The organism is Caldicellulosiruptor naganoensis, from assembly GCF_026914285.1.
Taxonomy (GTDB): Bacteria; Bacillota; Thermoanaerobacteria; order Caldicellulosiruptorales; family Caldicellulosiruptoraceae; genus Caldicellulosiruptor; species Caldicellulosiruptor naganoensis.
The window spans coordinates 897506-922849 of the sequence record NZ_CP113864.1 but is presented as its reverse complement, the minus strand read 5'-3'; the positions used below and the strand labels follow the sequence as shown (position 1 = coordinate 922849).

At 39.3% G+C, this 25344-nt stretch carries 8 protein-coding genes; all 8 read right to left on the bottom strand.

Annotated features, from left to right (window positions below; all coding sequences use genetic code 11):
* Nucleotides 1-103 precede the first annotated feature (103 nt).
* The 8 genes from OTJ99_RS04275 to OTJ99_RS04240 all read right to left on the bottom strand — a co-directional run bounded on the left by OTJ99_RS04275 (nucleotide 104) and on the right by OTJ99_RS04240 (nucleotide 25213).
* Nucleotides 104-1126: a peptidylprolyl isomerase gene (locus OTJ99_RS04275; RefSeq protein WP_045165094.1), complete on the bottom strand. Its 1023-nt coding sequence runs from the start codon at nucleotides 1124-1126 to the stop codon at nucleotides 104-106.
* A gap of 71 nt (nucleotides 1127-1197) precedes the next feature.
* The gene (locus OTJ99_RS04270; protein WP_235374632.1) at nucleotides 1198-2652 is read right to left on the bottom strand and encodes a WG repeat-containing protein; all 1455 of its coding nucleotides are present in this window, start codon (nucleotides 2650-2652) and stop codon (nucleotides 1198-1200) included.
* Nucleotides 2653-2786: 134 nt separating this feature from the next.
* Nucleotides 2787-4247 (bottom strand): hypothetical protein, encoded by a 1461-nt coding sequence (locus OTJ99_RS04265; protein ID WP_045165096.1) that lies wholly within the window; start codon nucleotides 4245-4247, stop codon nucleotides 2787-2789.
* 28 nt (nucleotides 4248-4275) lie between these two features.
* Entirely contained in the window at nucleotides 4276-5976 is a 1701-nt protein-coding gene (locus tag OTJ99_RS04260; RefSeq protein ID WP_045165097.1) for a glycosyltransferase family 39 protein, read from the bottom strand.
* Between the two features lie 421 nt (nucleotides 5977-6397).
* Nucleotides 6398-10471 (bottom strand): glycoside hydrolase family 9 protein, encoded by a 4074-nt coding sequence (locus tag OTJ99_RS04255; RefSeq protein ID WP_083943508.1) that lies wholly within the window; start codon nucleotides 10469-10471, stop codon nucleotides 6398-6400.
* Nucleotides 10472-10719: 248 nt separating this feature from the next.
* Nucleotides 10720-15444, bottom strand: a complete 4725-nt coding sequence (locus OTJ99_RS04250; RefSeq protein ID WP_045165098.1) for an endo-1,4-beta-xylanase — start codon at nucleotides 15442-15444, stop codon at nucleotides 10720-10722.
* Between the two features lie 178 nt (nucleotides 15445-15622).
* Nucleotides 15623-20779: a glycoside hydrolase family 48 protein gene (locus OTJ99_RS04245; RefSeq protein WP_083943509.1), complete on the bottom strand. Its 5157-nt coding sequence runs from the start codon at nucleotides 20777-20779 to the stop codon at nucleotides 15623-15625.
* A 618-nt stretch (nucleotides 20780-21397) separates the two neighbouring features.
* Nucleotides 21398-25213 carry a glycoside hydrolase family 44 protein gene (locus tag OTJ99_RS04240; protein ID WP_045165560.1) on the bottom strand — a complete coding sequence of 1272 codons (3816 nt, stop codon included), beginning with the start codon at nucleotides 25211-25213 and terminating at the stop codon, nucleotides 21398-21400.
* Nucleotides 25214-25344 lie beyond the last annotated feature (131 nt).

The window sequence follows — 25344 nt, the reverse complement described above, 5'->3', positions numbered from 1 at the left end:
CATTATTTTGCAAATAATTATTACAATATTGCTCTTTTTTATATTAACAATTGTTGCATTTTTTCTAAACTTCTATGCAAGTAGAATCAATTTAAATTTTTGTTTAAAGATCTTTTATTCTATCCTTATAAACATTGATTTTAGATGATTTTTTTAAATTTTCAATGTATAACCTAAAAACTTCGTCTTTCTTTTGTTTCATCAACTTTGATTGAATTTCTTCCTTCACTTCATCAAGAGGCATATATTTTTCATCAAGTACTTTTACTATATGATAACCTTTAACTGTCTTTATTACATTACTGATTTGTCCAACAGCTAATTTAAACACCTCTTCTTCAAAAACACTACCATACTCTGCTTCTTTTTCGCCTTTTCTAAAGTAATCAATTATTCCTTTTGTTATACTTGCACTATCATCCTCTGAGTACTTTTTGACCAATTTTTCAAAATTCTCTCCTTTTTTTAATTCAGACACTATTTTATTTGCAATTTCTCTTTTTCGAGCATCCTCCTCTTCATTCTCCACCTTTAGAAAAATGTCCATGATTTTTCTCTTTTTAAACTGATTCTTATTGGTATTATAGTAATTAACTATCTCTGAGTCACTAACAGTTGTTTTGCTTGTAATAGAACTATATAACTTATTAATGATTCTAGTTTTATACAGATCTCTATAAAAATGATTTTCATCAGAACCTATTTTTCGGAGATATTGGTTAAAATAACCTCTCATTTCCTCATTTGCCTTAAGCTCTTGAATATATTTTTTTATTTCTTCTTCTTCTTGCTTTGTGAGATTAATATTTCTTCTCCTAGCTTCTTGTAGGCACAACAATTCTTCTGTTAAAATCGTGAACAATTCATCTTTCAATAACTCTCTATATGTTTTTCCGTTAAACACCTGATCCAAGATGTCTGTACGTGATGAAAATTGAATTGCATTCTCTTTCAGGGTATTAAACCTTATTTTGTACTCTCTTTTGGTAACTTGTTCTCCATTTACCTCTAACACTACCTTATGATCATCAATTATCCTCGCAATTTTACCCTTTAAAATAAACAACGACAAGATGATTGAAATAAGCAATATACCCATTACCAAAAATAGATTCTTTTTATTCATAATAAACCTCCTCAATTTAAAATTTTTGCTTACTCATTTTTTGTGGGTTAATCATTATAACTATTTCATAATTATTTTTTTAGAATAATAACTTTCATGCCTTTCTTTGTAGTATATGCCCAAATATTGTTATTAACTCTCATCACAGAGAACGTTTTGAATCTGTAGAAATATTTTTTATTATTCTTAATTACTATGAGAAACCAAGTATCATTTTGTCTAGCAAATATATAGTTCCTTGTATGAAGTGTAATTTGATCAAATTTCGGTTTCAGCAGTATTTTGCCTGTCTTTAGCATCACGCCCCATTTGCCATTTTTTAGAAATGCTACGTACCCATCTTTTACTTCGCCTATTAAATCATAGTTCAGTGGTGTTAAAGTTTCCCCGTTCATTTTCGCTAACCCCCACTTTCCATTGAGATAAACTACAATTATGTCTTTGTCTGCTATCCAGATAGAATCATACTTTGGCTTAATAACAAACTTCCCATTTTCTGCAATCAACCCCCACTTGCCTTTAACCTTGACTGCCGCGAAACCATTGTTAAATACTGTTATATCATGCGCTTTTATATCTACTGTCTTTCGTGAATCAAGATTTACTAAGGTTATGACTCCATTATTTTGTTTTATTGAAATCATTTTGTTTGAAGAAACAACTACTGAATCCCTTTGAAAAGTTTTAGATAATATTTTACCGTCAGAAAACATAATGTACAACTTTTTATCTTTTTTAAGCTCTAGCCAGCCTTCATTGTGGACCCATATTTCATCATAAATCGTCGGAAAAACTTCTGATAACGTTTCAAGATTTAAAATGCCCCACTTATTGTTTCTCATAACAGGTAACATTTTCCCAATGTTTAATGAAAAGTTGCTATAGTTTTCTTTACTTTCCTTTTTGTTTTTGATCGATATTACTTTGTAACTATCTTTTTCTTTAGCAACAATGACACCCTTGTAATTCAAAATTTGTATCTCTTTGTATTTAAACGGTATAATTTGATTTCCTTTTTCATCAATAATTCCCCATTTATTATACTTTTTAGTTTGAATCATTTTGCTTGGATGTATAATTATGTCTTGATACTGAGGTTTTAAAGTATATTTGCCTGACTTATCTATAATTCCCCACCTGTTGTTCACACACACAGCTGCAAGCTGGTTTGTGAATGCAGTTACATTGTCAAATTGGGGTTTTATCTTAACTTTTCCATAGATATCAATAAAGCCCCATTTATTTTTAAGCTTAACTGGAATCATTCCTTCACTTTCTAATAGTATCCTTTCATATGTAGGCTTTACTATTATTTTTCCCTTTGTATCCATTATCCCCCATTTACCATTCTTTTCAAACATAACCAATTTATTATTGAGATATGCTACATTTTGATAATTTTCATCTGAGATTGTGAAAAAATGTTTGGCAATATTTTTTCTGATTACAATTGTTGTTGTGCTATATATTGTTGTTATCAATAAGGACAAAATTAATATGATTATAAAACTTTTTACAATAGGCAACCTCAAAAGTTCTTTGAACTGAATTTTCGTTTGCTGTTTTTTTTGCTTGTCTTTTTGTCTTTTGTTTCTCTTTTTACTCTTCATTTTTGCCACCCTCCTAAAGTCTCTTCTTTTATTTTCGAATATTCATGCTGTCATACTTTTGCATTATTTTTGTGCTTTAATAGGCTGTTAGTAATAATATAAAGTGATGCAAAAAGAATGACAATATTCGCTATTGCCACTATAAAGTTCGAAAGATCTCTTTGAACAAAATAAATGTTTGACAGAGATAGATCCAAAACCTTCGATATATTCAGAAAGGTTAGCAAGGAAATAATCATTGATATCCTTAACCATCTTATGTCATTAATCAGTACATATACCATTAGACAAAATAACCATGCAAATATTGAATATCTTTCATGCATACCTGTCATAAGGTTATAAGAAAGTAATCCAACTATAAAACCACCTTGCAGGAGATACCTCAGTTGGATTAAATGATCACTTGGTTTTTCCAACCTAACACCAATCTGCGCCAAAACCAAAATGTAGGCAATTGCTAAAACAATCATATTTATGCAATTGTACATACCTCCTGTTTTGACCCAATTTAAGCCTCCAGCGTAATAGATATTAAATGCATTTACTGTGTAATAAGGATATTCTCCTGCTATTTTTATAAAGAACTTTGGAAGCCATAAAATTTCCTTATGAGGCATGAAAAGAAAATACAATCCGCCGCTTACAATGCTAAAAGAAATTATTTGTTTTATTATGTCCACTGTTCTATTTCTAAGCCAAAGATTGTATACCCAGTATAGTGCTATTAGCGGAAAATATAAGATAAATTGAGGTTTTGTGAACAATAAATAGGCTGCTAAACATCCAGCTAAAATATGGGCATTGTAAACTAAGCTAACAAATAGCATAACCAACAACATGGATACAAAGCTGTCACTCTGTCCCCACAGTGATGAGAGCAAAATTAGTGCGGGATTAAACAAAATTATTGTACTTTCCTCACGAGTTGGTCGACTTCCACACTTTTGCTTAAGGCCTAACACCATTACTCCAATGGCAATGTCAGCTAAGATGTTCGGTAATTTAATAAGTAGGTCCTCTGAAATGGTACTGTGGACTATCGAAGCAATGTTTTTAAATAATGCTAAGATGATTAAATATCCTGGCAGGTAGTCAATAAAAATGTTCTTCTCGTAAATGTTGAACATATCTGTTGAAGCAATGTTCATCCATGCCTTGAAACAGTTTACATCTATCGGATGTCCCGATATTGCACCACCTAAAGCCAATCTTACAAAAAATGCGGTGAATAGCATCCATATGAATTCTATTCTTGAAATCTGCGATTTGTTGTTGCAAAAGTTTAAATAGTAGCTGTAAAAAATAATTCCAATTATTGTTATAATACTCACTATTATTCTATTCGGCTGCCTGCTTTTAAACATCACTTCACCGAAATTAGCCATCCACCAGCCTAACGGCAATATTGTAATTAGTATACTGTATGTTATTATTGCTACAACTTTTTTATTTGCAACGTCAAGCTTGATTACTGCTTCATACTTTCTATTTGACATCTTGTTTTTCATTCTCCCCTTCTCTATTTACACAACTTTGTTAGAATATCCAACTCTTCATTATCTTTAGCATATTAATGTATTTTGCTGACACAGTCAAACCGCTCACAGCAGGATAGTATATGATAAGCATAATCAGAGCTAAACTACTTACTGTCATTGCGACTTTTTCTTTTAATCCTTGCTTTAGACTTAGATTATCAATTGCCATAGCTATCGCTATGTAAAGCCAAGGTAATGCAAGGTAATAATGATATATGAACTTGATTCTACCTATGAACATCCATGGAACAATTGAAGACATATAGCTTGCAATTACTATAAAAGAACTCAAATTGTTTTTGGGATTTTTCAGAGCCACTATCAATAAATATGCCAGCGCTAACAACCCCAGACCCCACATAACTGGATTCCCTAAATATGCAATAGTCGAACGTAAATTACTTGGCAACGAATTGTCATAATAAGCCCATAGTGGTTTCGTTGCCAATAACCATTGATACCACTCAGAAGAAAATGGATGCGTTGCCACTAACGTCGAATGGTATTTCCAAATATGGTTTTGCAACATTACAAAATCACTTATGACTGCCCCTGGTAAATTATGATATGGGTATTTTATTGTTATTGGCAGGTATGTAAGATAATAAGGTATTAAAAAAGCTATGATGGATAATAATCCATTCTTGATCGCCTTTATAACCCAATTTTTGTCATTACTTTTTATAAGATTATACACTCTATATGCGAATGAAATTGTCAAAATAGGTATAATTGAATACAAAGCATTCCATTTACATGCAAATGCTAATCCTCCAGTTGAAAATGACAAAAAGTACGCTAAATTCGTTTTGGATAATTTTTCTTTCCTTTTTAGTATACTACTTATGTACGACATTCCAAAAATTGAACATAAAAGAATAAAAAATAAACTGAATGTATCGAGGTTCGCTGTTCTCGACAAGCTATTATGCAAAAAGTCACTCGCCATCAATATTATAACTGCTATTCCGCACCAAAATGAGGGTTTGTGTAGCTTAGTGAATAAAATTAGTATAAGAACCAATGCAATTGAACCAAAAATTAAATTAACAATTCTCCATCCAAATGGGTTCACTCCCCATATTGCCATTCCAACTGATATTAACCATTTACCTAAGGGTGGATGAACTAAGTCATAAGGTGGCAGCCCTTTTAACAGTTCGTAGGCTGTTCTTGCATGATATATCTCATCAAAATAAGAACTGTAACGGTAACTTACTATACTTTTCATTTTGGTTTGCTCATCAACTAAATTATAAGGATTTCCTGAATAGTTGAAGCCTTTTAAAATACCAATTGCTGCGTTTGAAAAATCTATAAACTGTTTGTCATCTTTTTTTGCTGCAATTTCTCTAATCTCAAGACCATTTCCATGTGTCACGATAAGCACTTTGTCAACGACGTTATTAACTGATATTACCTTACCTTGAAAAAAGGCTGATTGGACAGATTGTTGGAATATTACAGAGTTATCGTTCAAAAATTGTATATCAACTTTCCCATCTCCGTAACCAAAATAGATAAAGAAGTCCTTTATAAACATCTTGGGTGAAATTCTCACTTCAATTGTACTGCCCTCTTCTTTGGATGCCCAATATGTCGTTGGTATTTCTCTTGAGCCAATAGAAATAACCTGGAGAATAAAGTATCCGGTGGCAATCAGAATTGAGAGTAATAATAATACATTTTTGTTTTTCATTAATTTTTCACTCCTTTGCTTTTACTGTATATGTTGACAGTCAAACACTGCTTAGAAATTTTTTTAATTGTTTTTTTTATTGTTTTAGCAATTAAAAAAGCATAACATTGGTTGCACAGAGTTCTTATGATGACTTTCTAATAATTATACACTTAGCACTCTGCAATGCAACATTTTTAACAATCGATAATGCATAGAACTTTTATGGGATGGGTATTCTGGACAAATACGAATATAAAAGCATTCTATTCAGTTGTGGTTAAGTTAATGGTTCAAATTTTTGATGTTTTTTTGCATAATGTGTGTTTCATAAAATCAACAGGGCAGGCGTATAGAAAACCCACCCTGTCATTTGACTAATAATTCATACATTAGTGCCTATTGAACTATCATACCTTTCAAATAATTTTCGCACTTCACTTTATTTAGTACCAATCGCATTAGTTTTATACCATTGTCCCCATGGAGTTGGATTATTGGGGTCCCAATTGTTTACCATGTCCAAGTACCCTACATAGCTTGAATTGCCACACCAAGACCAGCTAAAAAGTCCTATCTTGTATTGTTTTGCATACCTGACAATAGCTTCCTCGTCAGGATCACCATCTGTATGCTGATGCCCAAACTCCCCAATAACTAATGGCAGCCCTTTCTCCACAAATGACTTGATATATTCTTCTACCTTGCTTGCTGTATTGTATACACCGTACATATGAATCGAAAATACCAAATTGCGCAGCGGATCTGCTTCCATTATGCTCTGAGCATTGTCTCTCATAGTATTAGACCAATCCTGACCCCAGTTCGGCGCATCCACCATTATCATGTGCTTGAATCCCGCATCCCTCAGCGCTTTTATAGCATTCTTCGTGTCATTAACCCAGTTTTGATAGTTATTGTTCCCATACGGCTCATTACCAATGTTTATAATTACAAAATCTTCGTTACCGTCTAATACACTCTTTATCTCCTTCCAATATTCCACTGCTTGCGCCAATGAACATGCTGCCCCGTCCTCACCATATCCTGTCGTGTCGTGAACTTCTAATACTATAGCTCTGAACCCAAGACTTCTTGATAATGATATAATATTTGCTACTTCACTTGCTGGTATCTTCGTCCATCGGTAACCATTACTTAGCACTACCCTCACAGAGTTCATACCCCATGACCTTATTCCTCGCAATGCCGTCTCCAGTTTATCTCTGTACCAGCAATGTGCGTGATTGGTTCCTATTAATGTGCTAGTATCTATTCTCACTATCCCACTGCTCGGAGTTGGTGTTGGCGTTGGTGTTGGTACTGTTGTCACTGTTGGTGTTGGCGTCGGTGTCGATGTTGGAGTTGGGGTTGCTGTAGGTGCTGGAGTAGGTGTTGGTGTCGCTATTGGTGCTGCAGTCGCTCCCGTCGGCTCCTGACCCCATACCAGCACCCCATCTATATACGCCGTTACCTTCATATTCTCTCCATAACTCGTCATGCTCTGTATCCATGACCAGTCATTCCCCTGATTGTAATTGCTCCAGTCACTCTTGTTAAACCTTATCTGTATCTCTCCCGTGTCTTTACCAGGCTGCAACTGCCCCGCTCCACTCTTAAATCCTATCTCCAAGTAATAGTCCGCTCCACTTACGCTACTGCTCAGCTTCACAAACTTGAATGTTACATTGCTTGCTCCTATCTGTGCCCAATCTGATACCGCACTCTGTGCCTTGTCTCCATCTACCGTGTACCAGTACCTTATCGTTACCCTGCTCAAATCTATGCTACTGCTTCCCGTGTTCACTACCTTCAACCATGGCCTTATCGTGTTTGTCGTGCTGTTTGTCTCCTTGTTAGCATACAGTACCTTTATCTGCCCGCTTGTCGCAGGTGTGCTAACAGGTGTCGGTGTCGGGGTTGCTGTTACTGTCGGTGTCGGTGTTGGTGTCACTGTCGGTGTTGGTGTCGGTGCAACCGTCACTGTCGGTGCAGGTGTCGCTCCACTCGGCTCCTGACCCCATACCAGCACCCCATCTATATACGCCGTTACCTTCATATTCTCTCCATAACTCGTCATGCTCTGTATCCATGACCAGTCATTCCCCTGATTGTAATTGCTCCAGTCACTCTTGTTAAACCTTATCTGTATCTCCCCTGTGTCCTTCCCAGGCTGCAACTGCCCCGCTCCACTCTTAAATCCTATCTCCAAGTAATAGTCCGCTCCACTTACGCTACTGCTCAGCTTCACAAACTTGAATGTTACATTGCTTGCTCCTATCTGTGCCCAATCTGATACCGCACTCTGTGCCTTGTCTCCATCTACCGTGTACCAGTACCTTATCGTTACCCTGCTCAAATCTATGCTACTGCTTCCCGTGTTCACTACCTTCAACCATGGCCTTATCGTGTTTGTCGTGCTGTTTGTCTCCTTGTTAGCATACAGTACCTTTATCTGCCCGCTTGTCGCAGGTGTGCTAACAGGTGTCGGTGTCGGGGTTGCTGTTACTGTCGGTGTCGGTGTTGGTGTCACTGTCGGTGTTGGTGTCGGTGCAACCGTCACTGTCGGTGCAGGTGTTGGTGTTGGCGTTGAACTTGAGGATCCCTCTGGTTCTTGCCCCCATACCAGCACGTTACCTTCATAAGCTGCTATGAATTTATTTTTACTAAGTTCTTTTGTTAATCCTGCATACGATGGGTCATTAGTTGGATCCCATGGAACGCCTTGTGGTACAGAGATCTTAAATTGAGCTTGTTTTTTGTGTTCTACTTCCCCACCTGGATATATTTTTGTTCCTGTAAAATCAACTAATATATAGTAAAGGTTCTTTGACGCATTCCATACGTATGGTCCAGATATTTTTCCACCTTCTGAATAATATGTCTCTACTTTAACAACATCAGGACCATACCCAGCCTTGATTAACTCACTTAGGTCAATAAAATACTTAAAGTTTAGAGTATCTGTGACTCGAGGTGGCCATCCTGTTCTGTTATAAATGTATGAAATTATTTCAGTATAGTTTGCACCCTGTGAATTACCAAACTTGGATTCAACAAAAATTTCATCATTAGTTGGCTTTTCGATAGCCTTGAAATTAGGTATTGGGTCTCCCCCATACATAAGGTACATTTTTGCTAAAGCACCCACAATACCTGCATTGTAGTCACAAGCCACCTCGTTTTGTACATAGTCAGTAATATCATCATTGTAACTATCATCAGGGCCTGGTCCGCCTACTAATGCACCATAAAGTATGTGTCGATGATATTCGGGTATTCGCATACTGTTCGCCCATGAACTATGTGCATTTCTGTGATGTGGATGTTGAGGATAATTTTGTCCAAATCCTACCAAAAAGCTTCTTCCTGTTGAACCTAATGCATAGTTAATCTGACTCTCACCAAATTTTAGATAAGCTGTTCGCTTGTTTTCTGGACATCCCGACCAATCTGCATAAACAAACGCTAAGAAAGCTGCAGTTGTAGCATACCTAAGTGAGCCCCACCCTGTTAGCCATGCAAGACCCTTAGGTGTATATGTTATGTTATATGTCCAATGATCAAGATTTCTTTCAACAGCACCTTTATATATGTCTTTATTAGTAATCTTTGCCAAAAGCAAAATTGCTCCGTATCTTACATCGTCCCAGCACTGTGTCCATGTATTTGTACCACCAGCATATTCTGCCATAAGTGCCTCAGCTTTATCCAAATATGATTTGTCATTTGTCGCAAGATATAACCACACTGCCGCCCAGCCAAGATCATCAATAAAGCCACCTGATGTGTAAAAGCCGGTTGCTGCCGTATACCCTGCATCGCTACGAGTTCTATCAGCAAAATCAAAGAGTTCTATCGCATGCTGCAAATATGTGTCTGCCTTTTGACTGTTTCTTTCACGTATAACGATTGAAGCTGCAGCTAAGGATGCTGCTGTTTCTGCAACAACTGAACTTGCTGGATTATTTAAATCACACTTGTATGCTGGTCGTTTCATTTGCATAACTTCAGCTGGTCCCCAGAAGTTATGATCTTCAATTGGATCACCAACTTGATAGTAGTATACATACTTTGATGGATGGCATTTTACAAAGTAGTCGTTTACCCATTCTATCTGGTTAAGTATATGTTCAAGCTGGCCACTTTTCTCAAATGCTGCTTTATACTCATAAACTGCCCACGAAAGCATTGAAGCACTGTATGACATTGGTAGATTAAACTTTACATGATCGCCTGCATCATGCCAGCCACCAGTAAGATCTAAACCTACATCTTTACCATCATTTAGACCAGAATCTCCTCGCCAGTTGTTACGGATCCATGATGGCAGTTTACCTGACATCTGGAATTCATAAAACATAATCGCTTTTTGAAGAGCTTCACCATAGTTAAAGGTTGTTGCTGCTTTTACATCGCTGTTATTGTATCCTGAAAATAGAAAGAAAATCTGCAATAGAAATACCACAGCAACACACAATGTTATCCTTTTTATTGCTTTTTTTAGTTTAAGCATTTTTAACCCTAACCCCCTTTTTTTGATTGATTTGATAATTAATCTTAATTAATCGCATTGGATGGCATAATTTCGAAACTTATATTTAGTTCCTTCAATAAATGTTTAATAATTACTTAGTTTTTAGCCGTTTTCTATCACCCCCTTCTTCCCTTTAATTCGCTTGCTTAATGACTTTAACTATACAAGTCCCCTACTGACCTTAAATTTTTCTCATATATCCATAAATTCCTATTTAATGTATATTATCATTTTGTAGCTGGAACTGGCTCTGGTTCATTATTGTTGTAATATGTTGTAATATTAATGTTTTTCCCATTTGTACCTAAGGGTCGCTTGTGATCTAATCCAACAAACCTACCTTGACTGTCTTGCCAAAGAGCCGGTTTCAAAAATGAGTACTTTTTCTCATCCCATGTCGTAAAATCGTATCCAACCAATCCTCCAGTGTCACCTGAGTTAGCATTAAAGCACCAAAATGTGTGATGAATATGATTTTCTATGATATAATCTCGTAGATACTTCATCCACTTTTCGTTATCGGCTCCATCCAGATGACCACCCCACTCACCTATCAGAAGAGGCGCAATGTTTTCTTCCATAATGTACGCCCAATTCGGACGCCAACAATCTTGTAGTAAAGACTCTTTTGTGAACCCTGGATAAAACCACGGCTGCTGGTAAACAGATGGCCCGTAATCATGTGGTGAATATACTACTTTATTTTGATATTTACCCAGATTAATAGGATATTTTCTAACACCTCGCAAGTTACCGCCCCACCATGTTGAATAGTAGTCGCTGGAGGATTTTGATGTCCATGTAACGTCGTCCTTTGGATAGGCTTCGATTCCTTCAATTACAATTAGAAGGTTTGGATTTATATTCAGTATACGTTTTGCACATGTTTCAGCTGCATATTTCCAATTATTTATATCTGTTGAATTATCCCATTTCGCAAATGTTGTATCTTGCCATGGCTTTCCATGTGGCTCATTTTTTAAGTCAAAAGCTATAATAGTGTCATCATTTTTATATCTATTTGTAATCCACTCGCACGCCTTATAAAAATCCTCTGGAGTAAATTTTTCATCATACCATACTGGATATATATGTCCCATTGCGTCTGTTTTTATGCTGTGAATATCCAACATAATTTTTAAACCAACTTCTTTACATGTTTGTACTACTATGTCAAATACTTCCAGACTGTTTTTGCCTTCAAGCTCTGGATTTACGTAGTAGTTTATGTTGGGCTTTGGATAAATACCTTGTGACCAGTTCAGAATCAACTCTGCAGAGATTGGTACTCTCAACAAGTTAAAGCCTCTATTTGCTATTTCTGCAAGAGTACTTTTGAGATTACAACTCCAAACACCATCGAATACATTCGTTCCTGTATTGTAACCGAACCAGTTCACGCCTGTTAGCCAAACAGGTCTGCCGTCTTTATCAACAATCTTGTTTCCGCTTACATAGAGCCAGTCATCGTTCGTATCGTCCAAATATGCCGGTGTTGATGTTGGTGCGGGAGTTGGAGCCGGGGTAGCTGTGATTGTTGGAGTTGGCGTGATTGTTGGAGCAGCTGTTGGTGTTGGCGTCGGTGTCGATGTTGGGGTTGGGGTTGCTGTAGGTGCTGGAGTAGGTGTTGGTGTCGCTATTGGTGCTGCAGTCGCTCCCGTCGGCTCCTGACCCCATACCAGCACCCCATCTATATACGCCGTTACCTTCACATTCTCTCCATAACTCGTCATGCTCTGCAACCATGACCAGTCATTCCCCTGATTGTAATTGCTCCAGTCACTCTTGTTAAACCTTATCTGTATCTCTCCCGTGTCTTTACCAGGCTGCAACTGCCCCGCTCCACTCTTAAATCCTATCTCCAAGTAATAGTCCGCTCCATTTACGCTACTGCTCAGCTTCACAAACTTGAATGTTACATTGCTTGCTCCTATCTGTGCCCAATCTGATACCGCACTCTGTGCCTTGTCTCCATCCACCGTGTACCAGTACCTTATCGTTACCCTGCTCAAATCTATGCTACTGCTTCCCGTGTTCACTACCTTCAACCATGGCCTTATCGTGTTTGTCGTGCTGTTTGTCTCCTTGTTAGCATACAGTACCTTTATCTGTCCGCTTGTCGCAGGTGTGCTAACAGGTGTCGGTGTCGGTGTTGGCGTTGGAGTTGGTGTTACTGTCGGTGTCGGTGTTGGTGTCACTGTCGGTGTTGGTGTCGGTGCAACCGTCACTGTCGGTGCAGGTGTCGCTCCACTCGGCTCCTGACCCCATACCAGCACCCCATCTATATACGCCGTTACCTTCATATTCTCTCCATAACTCGTCATGCTCTGTATCCATGACCAGTCATTCCCCTGATTGTAATTGCTCCAGTCACTCTTGTTAAACCTTATCTGTATCTCTCCTGTGTCCTTCCCAGGCTGCAACTGCCCCGCTCCACTCTTAAATCCTATCTCCAAGTAATAGTCCGCTCCACTTACGCTACTGCTCAGCTTCACAAACTTGAATGTTACATTGCTTGCTCCTATCTGTGCCCAATCTGATACCGCACTCTGTGCCTTGTCTCCATCTACCGTGTACCAGTACCTTATCGTTACCCTGCTCAAATCTATGCTGCTGCTTCCCGTGTTCACTACCTTCAACCATGGCCTTATCGTGTTTGTCGTGCTGTTTGTCTCCTTGTTAGCATACAGTACCTTTATCTGTCCGCTTGTCGCAGGTGTGCTAACAGGTGTCGGTGTCGGTGTTGGTGTTGCTGTTACTGTCGGTGTCGGTGTTGGCGTTGGAGTTGGTGTTACTGTTACTGTCGGCGTAGGTGTCACTGTCGGGGTCGGAGTCACGCTTGCAGTTGGCGTTGGGGTTAATGTTGGAAGTTGAATCTCTGGCGGAGTTGGTAAAGTTGTGGTTGTAGGAACTATAGATGGATCTATCAAACTCCAAAAAGCATATTTGGACATATAGTTTTCATCAAATAGCAACGGATAATCTTTCTTTCCGTAGTTTTTGCTTAGCCATGAATAATCATCCTTTAATCCCCAAAACGTAACATTTGTGACTACATTCTTATATTTTTTGAATAAATCAAACAATTCTTTATATCTCTGGGCTTGCTTAATAAGCAACTCTCTTGGAGGGACAGCATAATTAGTGCTTGACCCCCACTGATAAAAACTCATATCAAGCTCTGTAATGTGAATCTCTATGCCAGGTATTGAGCTAAACAACTTTATTGTATTCTCTATCTCACTAATTGACGGCCAATCTAAATTTATGTGACACTGTAAACCCACTCCATGAATTGGAACTCCTTTTTCTTTCAAACTCTTGATCAGGTTGTATATAAACTGTCTCTTTTGGCTATTTTCTGTATTGTAATCGTTGTAAAACAATTTTGCATTAGGATCTGCTTCATGTGCCCATATAAATGCCTTCTCAATATATTCAGGTCCACATATGTTATACCAATTAGATCTTCTGTATCCATCACTTTGACCCTCATCTATAGCTTCATTCACCACATCCCAAGCATAAACCTTGCCTTTGTACCTTCCAACCACATCGTAAATATACTGTTTTAATCTGCTAAGCAATGCGTCTTTACTCAATGTATTTCCATTAGAGTCTTTAAAAAACCAATCGGGTGTCTGCTGATGCCATACAAGTGTATGACCTCTTATTGTCATGTTATTGCTTATCGCAAAATTCACAAATGAATCTGCTTTGCTAAAATTGTACGTATTTTCATTTATTAACAACTCAGAAGGTTTCATTTCATTCTCTGGTGTAATGCTGTTGAAATGTTTTAAAATAAGCTTCTTTTCCATCTCCGAAGCAAGGCTTGTATTTCCAAAAGCAACTCCAATTCTAAAATCATCTCTGTATTTCTCAACTAAGTTAGGTATCTCCCATTCAGGTTCAGCTAACTTAGATGAATCATATATTTTTAATTCATCAACCCAGAATGATAAACTTGCATTTTGAGCTTCTACATACAGTATTAACTCATTTACAGTAACACCTTCTGGAACTGAATAACTTCCACTGAGTTCAACCCAAGTATTATTTGGTACATCCTTGTTATATATCAAGTTTTCATAACTTGTTGTAGAATCAGTTGCAAATCTCCTTTGCATAGTCAATGACATCTTTTGTGTAGAACCGCTGTTCTGATATACCCAAACGCTTATCTTATATACTTTCCCTTGCTTCAAAATAGTGTCAACAGGAATTTGTGCTCCATGCCAATTAGATGTACGCCCACTTACGTACAGACTGTACTTACCAGAATACGCAACTGAACTGTCAGCCTTTATTGTTACACCACTTCCCCTTGCCTGCCATCCCTCAGTTGTACCGCTTTCAAATCCAGTGGAATGTATTACTCCACCTGACAAATAGCTGTTCTCGTCCATTATACGAATACAGTCAACATTGAAATCTATTCTACTTTCCACAATAGTGTGTATCACAATTACCAATTTTTTTACATTATTTAAATTTGGATTCCACCTGCCAACAATCTTTTTCCAATAATTTGGTACCGCTACAACCTCGCCTAATAGAGCATTTTTTACTCCACTTCCATCATCATAAACTGCAGAAATGCCGAAAGCGACTGGTTTTTGATTGTTGTGCTTTACATATCCTGATATCACCCATGTGGTTCCATTTTTAATAATGTTCTTAACATCAACAGCCACACCGCTCCATATTGAATTCCTGTTTGTAACTTTAATACTTTTCTTTCCATTATATGCGTCGTTTTCGTCAATCGTAATATTTGAACCACCGTACGCAAAATATGAAATTGTTTCATTTTCTTCTTCAAAGTCCAATGCATATGTTTCTGCATTTACATTCTCTTGAAATAGGCTAATACCTATTAATATATTAAATAAAAACGTTAGTATTATTAATACCGACGTAATTCTATTAGTTGCCTTTTTCGTTTTCATTAACAACCTAACCCCCTCTCTTAAATTCAACGCTAATAAGACACATAATATTACCTAATTCTTTCTTCTTTGAAATACCATGTCAGTTTATAACTATGAGGAGGAGGTGGTTTTCTATACCACCCCTCCTCATAAGCATATCCATAAATTTTTTTATTCATCTTCTTTTTACAGATTCTTACTGATTGCCGAATAGAATTTCATATGTTGCATTAGCTATTGCTATGTCGCACTGTGCCCAGAACCTGTGATATCTGAACTCCGGTGCCTGCCCTGACTTGTATGCCGCCTCTAACTTCGGCCAATCAGGATCTTGTTTGTACTTGCTCCTTATGTCTATAAACTTAACTCCACTCTTTATTACATCTCCATTCGGCATCTTCCCTGTCCATCCTGCCGGAATGTATACCTCTTGCTCAAAAAATCTCTTGTAGTCCGCTCTCTTCTCTGGCGCTGACAATCCCTTGTCATCCCTGTACAACTTCCACATCCTGTCCAGCAATTCCTTCGCTAAATTCTTCGCTTCCTCATCAAATACCCCATACTTCTTCGTCCCTGCACTGTAATAAAGTAGTGCATTCGCAAGTGATGCCGTTATTCCTAAATCCGTACCATAATCTACTACCTTCACATGCAAGTTCGGATTACCTGTATATGTCCCATTCCATGTGTCTGGCTGCCCACTCCAATCAAGCGTCGATGGTATCGCAAATGTACCATCACTGTTCAACTTCACTACACTCTTTATCCAGCTTACCCACTTCTCAAGCAGTGCACCTGCCTCCTTATCTCCTGTCACATAGTAATACTCCGCTACCCTCTGCATCGACCATGCCTGGAATCCAAACCATGTGTTGCTGCCAGGATCTCGATATACCGGGTTCGGGTCATACGCCATTCCATAAAATGTCGCTGTACCTGCCGGATATTTCTCGTACCTGCCATTCCATGAATTTGTCGCGCCTCCTGCTATCGCTCCCTCCGCTGACTGCAACCACCTGTAAAATTCTATCTGCCTCTTCAAACTCTTCGCCCAGTCACTCGCTCCGTTCGGTGACTTCGGCTTCATATCACTATCATTCGCTAATGCCCATGCAGCCATCGGATTCTGATATCCAAAGTGCACATGGCTGCAACCTATCTTCCATGACCATGCTCCATCCAATGCTCCGCCCCATGCATAATACCATGATAACAGATAATGTGCACTGTCATACCCTGTTCCTCCAGCCGCATTCTTGTCCTGACATCCTAATGGCTTGAAATACTTGTCAAACATCGCATACCTCAAATAGTCACCCATCTTCGCTGCCTTCGCTACATAGCTGCTTATCTCATTAAACTTACCTTGCTCCTTCGCCCATACCTTCGCCCAGTAAGTAGCCTGAATAGCTCTCGCATCCGCATCAGGTGCATTCGTGTATCTCCACTGCTTCGAATAGTTCTGATCCTTAATAAACAGATCTAAAAATCCATTCGGTCCGCCCCACTTGAAGTCCTCCCAGCTCGGATGCGGTACAGTCTCCCATACAGACTCCTCAGGCCCTCTCTGGAACGTGTTGATAAATGATGCACGGCTCACTCCGTCCCCTCTCTTGCCATATCCATACCAGTTGTCTACGTCCATCAACCAGTGCATACCATACATCAATGTGCTACCATATGTGCTCACAAGCTCATTATGCAATGGGTCTTTGCCAACAGGTACATTAAACTCAAGCGGCGATGGATACTTGTCCGGTGTCTCCCACTCACCTGCATACGTCGCTGGCTTGTTAGGATCATATGTCCTCATCGGCTGATCTTCAGCCGACGGTATCATATACTTCTCTAATGTGTCCCATGCCGTCTTAAATTTGCTCCAATCACCTGTTAACTTCCCATACACTGCCTCAAGCCATACATAGTACGAAAATGCTTCACTCGTGGTCAAATGACCATAATCAGGTGCTTCGCATATCAATGTCTCTACCGAATGATATGGTATCCCATCCTGGTTAAAATACCCGTTCGAAGGATCATGTATCTTGTTCCATAACCACATAAACCTCTGCCCATACTCGCCAAGCCCGCTCGGTGTGCTGCTCGGCGTCGGTGTAGGCGCAACTGTCTGCGTCGGGGTCGGCGTCGGTGTTACCGTCGGTGTTGGTGTTGGTGTCGGCGTCGCTGTCGGAGTCGGTGCTGGTGTCGGTGTTGAATAAATTGGAGTTCCCACATTTACAGCATAATTTGTGATCTTAACCGTCGCCTGCCCATAAAATACCTCAGTTCCAACTTCAACGCTAATTATATACTTTGATGGATTCAAACCTCTCTGATTCACCAGCCAATTTACAAAATCCATTATATTGAAATTTGCAGTTGTAGTGCCTGTTGTTCTAACAAATGAGTATACATTCCAGCCAATATTGCCTTCATACACATCCCACGTTGCTCCAGCTATATTAACTGTCGCAACCTTATTCCCCAACGGTCCTGCACCATTCCATCTATTTAGCCATATCATTATCTCATCAGTTGGAGTTGTACTCCAAGTCGGTTGATTCGTATTAGCCAACCAAATATCATATGCAAAATTCATACAGCTATTCTCAACACCTGTTATGCTGTAGCTAACAGTTGTATAGATACCTGTATTTGATGAAACCTGAACAGGCAACCCTGTTCCAACGCCACAACCATCAGTCCAATGCCATCCACATACTATCGACTGATACGCTTTAACATCATAAGGATTAACATTCGGGAAATAAAAGCTCCATCCCATATCCGATTGATAAGTATTCATATCATAAGAATTAAAATATATTTTAGACCACCAACCACTTCCAGCAGAGTTTTTTCCCCATGTATTATTGAACAAGTAGTATTTATTGTTTGCAAAATATATTTTTGCATTTTCAGCTGACGATTCAATATTAGCCGGTGTAGAAGTCGGAGAAGGTGTTGGGGTTGGTGTTGGTGTCACTGTCGGGGTCGGCGTTGGTGTAGGTGTAGGTGTCACTGTCGGTGTTGGTGTCGGTGCAACCGTCACTGTCGGTGCAGGTGTCGCTCCACTCGGCTCCTGACCCCATACCAGCACCCCATCTATATACGCCGTTACCTTCATATTCTCTCCATAACTCGTCATGCTCTGCAACCATGACCAGTCATTCCCCTGATTGTAATTGCTCCAGTCACTCTTGTTAAACCTTATCTGTATCTCTCCTGTGTCTTTACCAGGCTGCAACTGCCCCGCTCCACTCTTAAATCCTATCTCCAAGTAATAGTCCGCTCCACTTACGCTACTGCTCAGCTTCACAAACTTGAATGTTACATTGCTTGCTCCTATCTGTGCCCAGTCTGATATCGCACTCTGTGCCTTGTCTCCATCTACCGTGTACCAGTACCTTATCGTTACCCTGCTCAAATCTATGCTACTGCTTCCCGTGTTCACTACCTTCAACCATGGCCTTATCGTGTTTGTCGTGCTGTTTGTCTCCTTGTTAGCATACAGTACCTTTATCTGTCCGCTTGTCGCAGGTGTGCTAACAGGTGTCGGTGTCGGGGTCGGCGTTGGTGTAGGTGTAGGTGTCACTGTCGGTGTTGGTGTCGGTGCAACCGTCACTGTCGGTGCAGGTGTCGCTCCACTCGGCTCCTGACCCCATACCAGCACCCCATCTATATACGCCGTTACCTTCATATTCTCTCCATAACTCGTCATGCTCTGCAACCATGACCAGTCATTCCCCTGATTGTAATTGCTCCAGTCACTCTTGTTAAACCTTATCTGTATCTCCCCTGTGTCCTTCCCAGGCTGCAACTGCCCCGCTCCACTCTTAAATCCTATCTCCAAGTAATAGTCCGCTCCACTTACGCTACTGCTCAGCTTCACAAACTTGAATGTTACATTGCTTGCTCCTATCTGTGCCCAGTCTGATATCGCACTCTGTGCCTTGTCTCCATCTACCGTGTACCAGTACCTTATCGTTACCCTGCTCAAATCTATGCTACTGCTTCCCGTGTTCACTACCTTCAACCATGGCCTTATCGTGTTTGTCGTGCTGTTTGTCTCCTTGTTAGCATACAGTACCTTTATCTGTCCGCTTGTCGCAGGTGTGCTAACAGGTGTCGGTGTCGGGGTCGGGGTTGCTGTTACTGTTACTGTCGGGGTCGGGGTCGGGGTTGGAGTTACTGTCGGCGTAGGTGTTGTTGTCGGAGATGATGTTGTTACCCCAGAAGCTTCAATTACTGCCCAGTAGGCTGGCTTCGCACTATAATCTTCAAAAAACAACAACGGCCAATCATTCTTACCGTAGAATGATCTTAACCACGAATAATCATCTTTCAATCCCCAAAAAGTAACACTTTTCACTACATTTTTGTATTTTTTCAGCATTGTAAATATCTCTTTGTATTTCTGAGCCTGCTTTTGAAGTAAATCCTGTGGTGGTGTAGAATAATTTTCACTGGAGCCGTAGTTGTATAAGCTCATATCAAGTTCTGTAATGTGAATCTCAATACCTGGTATCGAACTAAATAACTTAATGCTGTTTTCTATTTCGCTAACAGATGGCCAGTTAACATTTATATGACATTGCATGCCAATACCATGAATAGGTATACCTTTGGATTTAAGATTTTTTACCATGTTGTATATAAAATCTCTTTTCTTGGAAATCTCGGTATTGTAGTCATTATAGAATAGCTTTGCGTTCGGGTCTGCTTCATGAGCCCATATAAATGCTTTTTCAATGTACTCAGGACCACAAATTTCATACCATGTCGAACGTCTATAACCATCTGACTGATTCTCATCGATAGCTTCATTGACAACGTCCCATGCATACACTTTCCCTTTATATCTTCCAACAACATCATAAATATATTGCTTTAGTCTTGCTAATAATGCATCTTTGGATAATCTTTGTCCATTACTATCTTTAAAGAACCAATCAGGTGTCTGATTATGCCAAACTAATGTATGACCTCTTATACCTATCTTGTTTGTCCACGCAAAGTCAACAAAAGCATCAGCAGTACTAAATCTGTAACTTAACCCACTACTTGTCAAACCAGCTAATAAGCTTTCCGGCTTCATTTCATTCTCTGCCGTTATACTGTTAAAATGTTTCAATACCATTCGTTTGTCAGTATCATTGCTCAAACATCTTGCAGGTATTGCCACGCCTATCATAAAATCGTTTTTATAACTCTCACATAAACTTGGAATACTCCAGTCCGGCGCAGCTTGAGTTTCCACTGGAAAATAACTCATTGCACCAACCAGAGAAATACTAGCAATAAACGCTATTAATACAACTCGAGAAACAATTCTAAATAGATTTCTTTTCATTTTATCCACTAACCTCCTCTTCTTATTTTTAAATTTTTAATTTTACATTCTGTCGAAAACAAATTGGCGACACTATTTAGTTGTTCAATTTTGACACTTTATGTTACCATTTTTTGAAAGCTTATTTGTAATTACGAAATTCTTAATATGAGCAAAACTTTAAACAAAGGCTCTGGTGCTGCCGAAAGTCTTACATCACATCGAGCAGCGTAAACCTAAATATTTTCCGACTTTTATTTAAACCTCTTTTCTTATGTTAATCTTACATATACCATATGTGGTACATTGACTTTATAGAAATTGTTCATCATTAAAAACTCAGTTAAAGCTTTTTCTTCCACAGTATCTAATTTTAAAAACCTTACTTTGAAGTTATCACTCTTTTTCCCAAATTTTAAAGCTTCACATTTATACTCTCAGTCTATTTAAAATGTCAATACTCATTTAAAATATTTCAACCTCTGTACAAAAATACTATCAACATATTTGACACAATTCTTAAACACAAAGTTACAACATCAATTGCCACTTTGGCATTACACCAGAGCCCTCATAAAAACCAAATTCCCTATGAATTTTTAGCATAATTTCGTATCCTTATTATGCTTACATTGAAATCTAACGTAATACTATGTGATACACCGTTAAATTTGGAACTTCAAGTGTAAATATATTGTTCTCAATATTATCTATATTCCCCATCTTCCTTACAGCAGGGCTGTAACTGTCAAACCCATATATTTCTGCTTTTGTATATTTCGTTGTGCTTGTTATGCTTATTTTGACTTGTAATTTTTGATCATAGTTTCTGTTTATTAGTATAATATGAAGCTCAGAATCATCCTGTCCATTTATTGAGGCATAAACTGGCACATTTTCAACATCACTCGTATTTGCACTTACATTTGTATTGCCATATTTTGAACCTTTTCCATCATAATTAAGATAAATGTTATATGCAGCTGCTGCATAACTACCAGAATCGCCCCATCTTGCCGCAAAGTACACCCCATACTTACCAAATATACCAAGTACATCTGCTAAGGCTATGCCACCAGAAATATGATTTCGCCCGCCATAGTCAAACTCGCTTATAGCCAATTTAGTACCAGGAAAATATTTTTCAATGTCCGCTTTTATGTTTGGTATAATTGGCAGATAATCTGAAAACCACTGGTTTATCCAGCTGTTCTCGCCAGCCGTAATTTGTCCTTTCACTGATGTTTTATATGTCGGGTCCCATAGTGTTCTCGGTGCTTGCATCCTAGCTATAGCAACTTCTTTTGAAGTGTCATTTTCACCATCAAAGCATATGCGAATGTTATTGCCTCGTGCTTCTGGATACCAATGTAAATCAAGCACATCCAATAGTCTTTTGCCAAAACTGTCTGATGCCTTTTTCATCTGTTCAAGATACCAGCTAATAAACCATCTGTGTTCTCCTTTAACCTGATTCCAATCAGGGGCATCCTGTAAACTATAATAACCCATAAACCCATATGATGCATATCCAAAAACTTCAGCTGAAGGATCAAGGGTTTTTATAACTTTTGCAAGTTCAACAGATTTATCAATCAGCTCTTTGCATAATACTTTATTAGGATGTATGCGTGGATGTGTTGATGCCCACAAATCAGGCTCATTATCAAGTATATATCCTTTTATCCCGGTAGGTGAAGAAGCCGTTCCGTATTTGTTGATCAAATAATTTATGAACTCATCCATATAAACAAAGTTATCATTCAAGTCTGGATTTAAAGATAGTGGAGCATCTTTTTTAAATTTCACTTCTGCCCACCTATTAGATGGAGCTGTTTCATTTTCACTAACTGTCCCATAATTATCTTTTGACACATATCCTGCCATTTGCAAAGTTACAGCAGAATAAGCATTGTTTTTAAGGGAATACTCATGAAATTTAGATACCACTGCTGCTGGAACCTTTGCATCTTCACCTGAAATTCCCATACTCCAGCATAAATAGTCATCACTTGAATGATACCAATCATTCCCTGCATTTGAGAAATTGTTTTCCCAATTATATCCTGTTAGTCTATTTCCACCTAATCTTCTTGCTGGGTGCACAACCCCCTCAATATCTTGGTTTGCACCATATATATACGGGCTAATTTGCGTTCTTCCTGCATTTGTATTTATTGTAATTTCAACAACAGATGGAGATGGCGATATTGTCGGTAATGGTGTTACTGTTGGTGTCGGTGTAGGGGTCAGTGTTGGCGTTGGAGTTGGTGTTACTGTTACTGTCGGCGCAGGTGTCACTGTCGGTGTTGGTGTCGGTGCAACCGTCACTGTCGGCGCAGGTGTCGCTCCACTCGGCTCCTGACCCCATACCAGCACCCCATCTATATACGCCGTTACCTTCATATTCTCTCCATAACTCGTCATGCTCTGCAACCATGACCAGTCATTCCCCTGATTGTAATTGCTCCAGTCACTCTTGTTAAACCTTATCTGTATCTCCCCTGTGTCCTTCCCAGGCTGCAACTGCCCCGCTCCACTCTTAAATCCTATCTCCAAGTAATAGTCCGCTCCACTTACGCTACTGCTCAGCTTCACAAACTTGAATGTTACATTGCTTGCCCCTATCTGTGCCCAATCTGATACCGCACTCTGTGCCTTGTCTCCATCTACCGTGTACCAGTACCTTATCGTTACCCTGCTCAAATCTATGCTACTGCTTCCCGTGTTCACTACCTTCAACCATGGCCTTATCGTGTTTGTCGTGCTGTTTGTCTCCTTGTTAGCATACAGTACCTTTATCTGTCCGCTTGTCGCAGGTGTGCTAACAGGTGTCGGTGTCGGGGTCGGGGTTGCTGTTACTGTCGGTGTCGGTGTTGGTGTCGGTGCAACCGTCACTGTCGGTGCAGGTGTCGCTCCACTCGGCTCCTGACCCCATACCAGCACCCCATCTATATACGCCGTTACCTTCATATTCTCTCCATAACTCGTCATGCTCTGCAACCATGACCAGTCATTCCCCTGATTGTAATTGCTCCAGTCACTCTTGTTAAACCTTATCTGTATCTCCCCTGTGTCCTTCCCAGGCTGCAACTGCCCCGCTCCACTCTTAAATCCTATCTCCAAGTAATAGTCCGCTCCATTTACGCTACTGCTCAGCTTCACAAACTTGAATGTTACATTGCTTGCTCCTATCTGTGCCCAATCTGATACCGCACTCTGTGCCTTGTCTCCATCCACCGTGTACCAGTACCTTATCGTTACCCTGCTCAAATCTATCGCACTGCTACCACTATTTACTACCTTCAACCATGGCCTTATCGTGTTTGTCGTGCTGTTTGTCTCCTTGTTAGCATACAGTACCTTTATCTGTCCGCTTGTCGCAGGTGTGCTAACAGGTGTCGGTGTCGGGGTCGGGGTTGCTGTTACTGTTACTGTCGGGGTCGGGGTCGGAGTTACTGTCGGCGTAGGTGTTGGTGTAGAAGATGTACCAATTGCATTGGTTTTATACCATTGTCCCCATGGAGTTGGATTATTGGGGTCCCAATTGTTTACCATGTCCAAGTACCCTACATAGCTTGAATTGCCACACCAAGACCAGCTAAAAAGTCCTATCTTGTATTGTTTTGCATACCTGACAATAGCTTCCTCGTCAGGATCACCATCTGTATGCTGATGCCCAAATTCCCCAATAACCAATGGCAGCCCTTTCTCCACAAATGACTTGATATATTCTTCTACCTTGCTTGCTGTATTGTATACACCGTACATATGAATCGAAAATACCAAATTGCGCAGCGGATCTGCTTCCATTATGCTCTGAGCATTGTCTCTCATAGTATTAGACCAATCCTGACCCCAGTTCGGCGCATCCACCATTATCATGTGCTTGAATCCCGCATCCCTCAGCGCTTTTATAGCATTCTTTGTGTCATTAACCCAGTTTTGATAGTTATTGTTCCCATACGGCTCATTACCAATGTTTATAATTACAAAATCTTCGTTACCGTCTAATACACTCTTTATCTCCTTCCAATATTCCACTGCTTGCGCCAATGAACATGCTGCCCCGTCCTCACCATATCCTGTCGTGTCGTGAACTTCTAATACTATAGCTCTGAACCCAAGACTTCTTGATAATGATATAATATTTGCTACTTCACTTGCTGGTATCTTCGTCCATCGGTAACCATTACTTAGCACTACCCTCACAGAGTTCATACCCCATGACCTTATTCCTCGCAATGCCGTCTCCAGTTTATCTCTGTACCAGCAATGTGCGTGATTGGTTCCTATTAACGTGCTTGTGTCTATCTTCACTACTCCATCATTAGATGTAGCCGCATTAACTTTGGGTAAATTCGTTACATTTGCTATAAACAAAATGTTCAATAAAAAAACAACTGTACATAGTATGCTCAACCATTTCTTTCCTATTTTTGTTTTTACTCTTATCATAAAACCTAACTCCCTCTTTTTTATGCATTTATGCCATTATACTTCTTTATTTTTTGTACTATTTTTTGAACACCTCTATACAGGATTTTAGCGAGGCAGCACACTATACCTATAGATGTGCTACCCCG